Source organism: Bartonella sp. AA56HLJMS (assembly GCF_042197145.1).
Taxonomy (GTDB): Bacteria; Pseudomonadota; Alphaproteobacteria; order Rhizobiales; family Rhizobiaceae; genus Bartonella.
In genome coordinates, this window is sequence record NZ_JBHIRL010000035.1 from 1 (window position 1) to 6,361 (window position 6,361).

11 protein-coding genes are annotated in these 6,361 nt (G+C 37.4%); 5 read left to right on the forward strand and 6 right to left on the reverse strand.

Annotated elements, in window-relative coordinates:
- From ACFINI_RS09120 to ACFINI_RS09130, 3 genes are all read right to left on the reverse strand, one after another.
- Positions 1–532 (reverse strand): DUF1376 domain-containing protein (locus ACFINI_RS09120; protein WP_375647960.1); only part of this gene is annotated, 532 nt, incomplete at its 3' end.
- Positions 522–875 (reverse strand): DUF1376 domain-containing protein, encoded by a 354-nt coding sequence (locus ACFINI_RS09125; protein WP_375647961.1) that lies wholly within the window; start codon positions 873–875, stop codon positions 522–524. The genes ACFINI_RS09125 and ACFINI_RS09120, both read right to left, overlap by 11 nt.
- The gene (locus ACFINI_RS09130; protein ID WP_375647962.1) at positions 865–1,338 is read right to left on the reverse strand and encodes a crossover junction endodeoxyribonuclease RuvC; all 474 of its coding nucleotides are present in this window, start codon (positions 1,336–1,338) and stop codon (positions 865–867) included. The genes ACFINI_RS09125 and ACFINI_RS09130 overlap by 11 nt, the downstream gene beginning before the upstream one ends.
- Before the next feature lie 29 nt (positions 1,339–1,367).
- On the opposite strand from ACFINI_RS09130, the gene ACFINI_RS09135 reads away from it, so the two are divergent.
- Positions 1,368–2,081, forward strand: a complete 714-nt coding sequence (locus tag ACFINI_RS09135) for a hypothetical protein (protein ID WP_375630472.1) — start codon at positions 1,368–1,370, stop codon at positions 2,079–2,081.
- Here the strand turns inward: ACFINI_RS09135 and ACFINI_RS09140 are convergent.
- The 3 genes from ACFINI_RS09140 to ACFINI_RS09150 are packed head-to-tail and all read right to left on the reverse strand — an operon-like array spanning position 2,054 to position 3,755.
- On the reverse strand, positions 2,054–2,812 hold the full coding sequence (locus tag ACFINI_RS09140; RefSeq protein ID WP_375647963.1) for a hypothetical protein: 759 nt from the start codon (positions 2,810–2,812) through the stop codon (positions 2,054–2,056). The two genes, ACFINI_RS09135 and ACFINI_RS09140, sit on opposite strands and share 28 nt — an antisense overlap.
- 12 nt (positions 2,813–2,824) lie before the next feature.
- Positions 2,825–3,415, reverse strand: coding sequence for a hypothetical protein (locus tag ACFINI_RS09145; RefSeq protein ID WP_375647964.1), 591 nt, complete (start codon positions 3,413–3,415; stop codon positions 2,825–2,827).
- 10 nt (positions 3,416–3,425) lie between these two features.
- The gene (locus ACFINI_RS09150; RefSeq protein ID WP_375647965.1) at positions 3,426–3,755 is read right to left on the reverse strand and encodes a hypothetical protein; all 330 of its coding nucleotides are present in this window, start codon (positions 3,753–3,755) and stop codon (positions 3,426–3,428) included.
- A gap of 102 nt (positions 3,756–3,857) precedes the next feature.
- Here ACFINI_RS09150 and ACFINI_RS09155 point away from each other — a divergent pair, with 102 nt between their 5' ends.
- The 4 genes from ACFINI_RS09155 to ACFINI_RS09170 all read left to right on the forward strand — a co-directional run bounded on the left by ACFINI_RS09155 (position 3,858) and on the right by ACFINI_RS09170 (position 6,251).
- Positions 3,858–4,178 carry a helix-turn-helix domain-containing protein gene (locus ACFINI_RS09155; RefSeq protein WP_375612651.1) on the forward strand — a complete coding sequence of 107 codons (321 nt, stop codon included), beginning with the start codon at positions 3,858–3,860 and terminating at the stop codon, positions 4,176–4,178.
- Positions 4,179–4,415: 237 nt separating this feature from the next.
- Positions 4,416–4,796 carry a hypothetical protein gene (locus ACFINI_RS09160; RefSeq protein WP_375647966.1) on the forward strand — a complete coding sequence of 127 codons (381 nt, stop codon included), beginning with the start codon at positions 4,416–4,418 and terminating at the stop codon, positions 4,794–4,796.
- Positions 4,797–4,908: 112 nt separating this feature from the next.
- On the forward strand, positions 4,909–5,673 hold the full coding sequence (locus ACFINI_RS09165) for a hypothetical protein (RefSeq protein WP_375647967.1): 765 nt from the start codon (positions 4,909–4,911) through the stop codon (positions 5,671–5,673).
- 14 nt (positions 5,674–5,687) lie between these two features.
- Entirely contained in the window at positions 5,688–6,251 is a 564-nt protein-coding gene (locus ACFINI_RS09170) for a hypothetical protein (RefSeq protein WP_375647968.1), read from the forward strand.
- The last annotated feature ends 110 nt before the right edge of the window (positions 6,252–6,361 follow it).

Sequence of the window (6,361 nt, forward strand, 5' to 3'; positions counted from 1 at the left end):
AATCGTTTGTTTCTAAATTTTCAAAATCAATTTCTCTTTTTGATAAAATAATATTTTTATTTTTTTTGTTATTGTTATTGTTAATGTTATTGTGCATTTCCAAGCATTGCTCGTGCATTGCGTATGCATTGCTTGTGCATTGCTCATGCATTGCACGTGCATCATCATTACTTTTATCTTTGTTTTTATCCCATCTAGCTTTTGCTGCTTTTGAAGCCTTTTCCGAAGCTTTATCTAAATTCTCATTAGAGTTATTGAGTTCTTCCTCAACATCTAAATTCCACAAGCGACCATCTGCTAAACGAATGAGATATCCTTCTTCAAGCAAAACATTCAGTGCCGCTTCAAACTTCTTCACTGAATAACCAGTGTAATGAGATAAAACTTTAATATTATAAAAAAGAGGTTCACCAGTACGCAACATACGTAACCGTAATCGCATATAGATATTTCCCTCTACAGCAGGCAAATAATCAACAACAATTGCCCACTGGTCTGCAAAAAGCCTCGTCCATGGCAACTTAGTTGACATACTTCACCTCCCTTTCTTTATTATTATTGCAAGTGAAATTATCTAGCTCTTCTTCACTGAGACTGTTGAGTTCTTTTTCAACTTCTGAATTCCACAACCCACCATTGTCTAAACGTATGATGAATCCACCTTCAATCAAGGAATTCAAAGCTGCTTCAAACTCTTCTACTGGATAACCAACCCAAAAAGCTAATACCGTTAAGTCCTTTAAAATAGGTTCACCAGTATGGAGCATTAGAAGTCGCAACATGACATAGATACATTTCTCGGTCGGCGACAAACAACCAAGAGTAAGAAGCCACTTGTCTGCAAAAAGCCTCGTCCATGGTAATTTACTGGACATACCCCAATTCCCTTTCTTTAACTAAATATAAAATTGCTAAAGCATCTGCTTCGTTGTCATCTTTCGGATTGTGCCCTTTTGCACGCACCGCCTTAATCATCTCTTCTTTCGACGCATTCCCCTTGCCTGTCGTCGCTTTCTTAATCGTACTTACTGGTATCCCCTCATACGGTATCTGATGCTGTTCACACCACGCCGTTAACGTTGCTAACAAACCACCGTAAACATGCGCTGCATCTGCACCTTTATGACGCCTCACCTCTTCAAAATACACCACGTCAATTTGACCTGCTGTCTGCTTTATTTCTGATAGCCATTGTTTAAAACGCAAGTAACGCATTCCACCGCCTTCAAAACGGCGCGATTGAAAATTCACGGTACCACTGAACATGTCACCACTTGCACCACGTATCGCCCACCCAGTCCGCGTACCTAGATCAAAACAAAGAATCGTGTTAGTCACAACGCCGCTCCATACATAATGTGTTTTATATGATTGTTTTTTTCAAAAAGCGGGCTGAGAAAAATATGGAAGATACACCAACAACATATGAATGTATTTCTTTAATCATTAGTACGTTCTCTCTACTTTTTGTTTTGTATAAAAGCTACAAAGAACAAAAAGAAAAATGTTTAGGACAAAAGTTGCAAAACTGTACTGTACGTACAGTTTTTGAACATCTGTCTCCAAAGCATCCTAGTGACCTTGAAGGTGAATTGGAATTAGCCATTTACAATCCTACAAACCAAATAATCAAAATAAATCACATAAAAATACCTAAAAAACACCCATTTATATTTACTGAAGCACTCTACCCAGATCCTACCGAAGGTATCTCAGATTCTAAAAAACGTAAAAATGGAAAGAAAATCGCTTTAAAAAGCGAAAAGCATATTGATTTAATAGACCCAAAATTAGATCCTAACCATTTGGGATTTTTTGATCTTTTTAGTATAAAAGCCAAAAGTAAATTGACTCTTTGGTTTACCATACACCCACAAAAACCATGTTTAAGAAAACCTATAACCATCGTAGTTGAACATACCTCATGTAATAATCCAGAAAAAACTCTTGAGACCACTTTTTGTCTTGGTTTTTTCCGTTGGACAGATGAACAGGACAAAGCTTGGGAAAACGGGATATCTAAAGGAAAAGAACTTATGGATAGTTCTAATAACTACAACCATATTCCGCACTCCCAATAATAACGGAGTCGCTCCCATATTCTACGGTGCCAAGGTAGAGATGCCATATATCGTTGTGGTGTTAACATAGACAATTTATAAGTCGTATTGGAAATGTAATTAAAGTTTGGAACTAGGTGATCACCACGTAATCTGCCGCCACCAAAAACAGCCCCTAAACCACTAATCCAACAATTACCTTCGTGACTGAGGTTCTCTTCACTCTCTACCCAGCCACCTAAATCACCTTTCTTTACTTTGCCAAAGCTTCTCAATGCTCGTATTCGGTGTAACTTGAAAGGACCGAGATCAACTGTATCGTCTGTAAGTTCGTATTTCTTTTTACTACTATTAACTAAATCACAACCACTAATAAAACCTGTATCAATCCATGCATCACCACACACACGGGCATTTTCACAAATTATTGCTGTACCGTATACATGTGCATTACCAAAAACTTGAGCATCAAAATAAACAATGGCATTGCCATAAACATGAGCGTTATCATAAACGTTGGCATTACCAAAAACCTTGGCTCGACCGTAAACCCTAGCACTACCATAAACCTTTGCATCGTCCCCAACCCAACAGTCTCCCTCATGACTTAAATTGCTTTCATTTTCAATAAAGCCACCTAAGTCACCTGCGTACACATCTCTAAAATTTCTTAAAGCACGTATACGATGAAGCGTAACTCCATTAACTTCGATTGTTTCATCAGTAGATTCATACTTCTTTTTAACTGTCATCTTATCCACTCCTCACTTACCCTTCTTCTTACTCTTCTTATTCTTATGAGGCGGCGCTTTTACTGCTTCATCACGCGGCTTAAGCTCTTGCTTCAGTTGTTTAATTTCCTTGTCACGTTCTTCAATTTCCTCGTCGTCATGTTCTTCTATCTTTTGTTTCAATTCTTTAATTTCCGTATCACGTGATTGCACATCTGCTTTTAGTGCCTGTATCTTTTCACTTTTCCGTTTAAAGTCTTCTCGGTACGCATCTATCTTTTGCTTCAATTCTTTAATTTCCGTATCACGTGATTGAACATCTGCTTCGAGTGTCATTACAACTTCACTTACATTTCTGAACGCCTTTTCATGCTCTTCAGTCTTTTGTTTCAGTTGTTTAATTTCCTCGTCACGTTCTTCAAGATCTGCATCACATTCATCAATTGTCTGCTTGCTTTCCTTTAAATACCTAAACTCATTCTCTTTCATTTTTTTCTTAATATCTTGAACCTGCTCTTTAAGTGCTTTAACTTGGTTGCGATAATGCAATGCAATACGAAACATCACTCCGCTTAAGAGCAAAACTGAAACCACTGCTATCCATAAAATTTCATTCGAACTCATCTTTATCTCCTTAATGCTGTAAAGTTTCTCCGGTGTGATCAACACCGCAGCTCTTGCAAATTTTCGACATTGGGGGGTGTTGCTCTTGCATTAATCTCTGCAAGCGCTCGGGATAAAAAAAATCTTCTGGACGCAAATCTATCCCATGATCACGTGCATAGTTCAAAAGCATAATTTGGTATTTAGCTGGAATGATGCCGCCTTTACCCTCTCGCTTTTCAAAAGGGTAAGCCCATTTTCTAATTACAATAACATTGCGATTAACGATATTAGCAACTTTTTTATACCCACCTAGATACTCAATTATGAGTTTTGCGGTTTTCGTATATGTTTTTATCATAGCGATAAAAATACGATATCAAAAATATTTAGTCAATACGAAAAACGTATCATTGTATTTTTTGTATTGTAAGGACTTTAAAAATAAGGAATAAACTTAATTATGATTAGGCAAAAAGAGCTAAAAATTTGGATAAAAAAAGAGCTTGATAAAATGGGACGAGGGAGCCAAGCCAAGCTTGCCGCCCATCTTGGTATAAGAAGACCAGCTATATCCAATATGATTAATCTTAATACAAATAGGGAAATGAGAGATATTAAGGCAGATGAATTAGTTAAAATTATGGAGTTTTTTAAAGATTCTTCACCTATTTCTGGACCTTACTCTGATGATTTTCTTTACTTATATTCACAAGCGAATGATTCTGAAAAGAAGATTGTCGAGGATCTTTTAAAATCTCTGCTCGCAGCAAGAAATTCATAAAAGCTTTTTTTTCACATTCGGTTAATTTATTTAGCATGATGGATAGCTGTTTTTCTTTTATATTTTCTATCATAAGCACCTCATTAACATTAATGATAATAAACAAAATCGAATAGATTTATAAAAATAAAAATACGTTTTTCGTATTTTATCTATTGACACATCGTTACGAAAAACGTATTAATCACTCCATATCTTAGAAAATAACTTTTGCCAATAGGCTGTATGGAGGCATTTGTGAATAAACCAGTGTTTATAAATTCTGATGAAATTCTCTTAGTGATGTGCGAAAATGAAGAGCAAAATCTCGCTAAATCTGGTCCTTTCTTAGAAGAAAAGGACATTATCAATTTTATCGACCAAACCGATAATGCTGTCCAAATTTTGCGCGTAGAACCAACGACTAATCGTTGCGAAGATATCTCTGAAGATATTGCTGAGTTTTATCTCAAACTACGTGAACAAAAGTGTTTTGATGGCAAAATACCGCATGACTTTATTCTACACAGCACAGCATACGGTTTTTTTTTAGATGATATAAAACAGCGCGAATATGATGATGCAATGTATGGTTCTTACGAAAAACAACACCGTTTGCGTCCTTGTGATGTGCTTTAAAAGCTAAGGCGTTTTTAAAAGACGCCACCTTTTCAAAAAATTCACCACACAATGCAATGCCGTTCTTTTGCAAGAACGACAAAGGCAGAATCTAACTTAAAGGAGTAAAACCATGGAAAAAAAATACGAAATGACTGATGAAACAATCAATGTTGATGGCAAAATCCTTCACCGTATACGTGCTTTAAGAAACTTTGGTGATGTCGAGAAAGGCAACCTAGGAGGCTATATCGAGAAAGAAGACAACCTAAGTCATGAAGATGATTGTTGGGTAGATGGTGATGCCAAGGTGCTTGAAAGCGCTACCATTTTTGATAATGCCAAGATATTTGATGGCGCCTGTATTAGTGGAAATGCTACGGTTTGTGATGATGCACAAGTTTACGATAAGGCACAAGTTTACGGTAACGCCAAGGTTTACGACAATTCTCGTATTTATGGAAGTGCACAAGTTTACGATGATGCACGTGTTTACGATGATGCACGTGTTTACGATGATGCACATGTTTACGATGATGCAGTCATTTACGTTAATGCAAAAGTTTGCGGTGATGCCAAGGTTTATGGAAAAGCAAGAATATACCATGACGCCGTAATTTCCGAACATGCACGCGTTTATGACAATGCAGAAGTTTTCGACAACGCTACAATTTCGCACGTTGCATCCGCTTGTGACAATGCTCGTATTTTCGGTAAAGCAAAGGTTGGTGGTTGTGCCGAAATTTATGATGGAGCACATGTCTCTGAAAAAGCTAAAGTTGGCGGTCACGCAAAAATCTCTGGAAATGCCCGTGTGTTTGGTGGTGCAATAGTTTGCGAGAATGCCAAAGTAACCGGAAATACAAAAGTATCTGGAAATGACACTGTTTTAAGATAAGGGCGACTTAAAATATGGAAAAAAAATACGAACTTACTGATGAAACAATCGAAGTTGATGGCAAAATCCTTCACCGCATTCGTGCACTGAGAGATTTGGAGGACGTCAAGAAAGGTGATCTTGGCGGCTATATCGAGAAAGAAGACAACCTATCGCATCATGGTAATTGCTGGATTGGGGATTATGCAAAAGTCTATGGTTATGCCAAGGTTTTTGGTGATGCTAAGGTTTACGAAAATGCACAAGTTTACGGTTATGCACATGTTTACAACAATTCTCGTATTTATGGCAAAGCAGAAGTTTGCGATGAACCATGCATTTACGGTGATGCAGAAGTTTACGGTGATGCATATATTTGCGGTGAACCGCACGTTTTTGATAATGCAGAAGTTTATGGCAATGCACAAGTTTACGAAAAGGCATACATTTATGATAGGGCGCGTGTTTACGGCAATGCAGAAGTTTCCGGTGATGCGCATGTTTACGGTCATGCAAAAATTTACGGTGATGCATGTGTATGTTGGGACGACTGGATTGATGGCGATAAAAGAATCTCAACTGGAGAAAAGACCAGATGAAAAAATACGAACTTACTGATGAAACAATTGAGTTTGATGGATACCTTACGCTTTACCGCATACGTGCATTAAAAGATTTTGGTGATGTTAAGGCTGGGGACCTTGGGGGC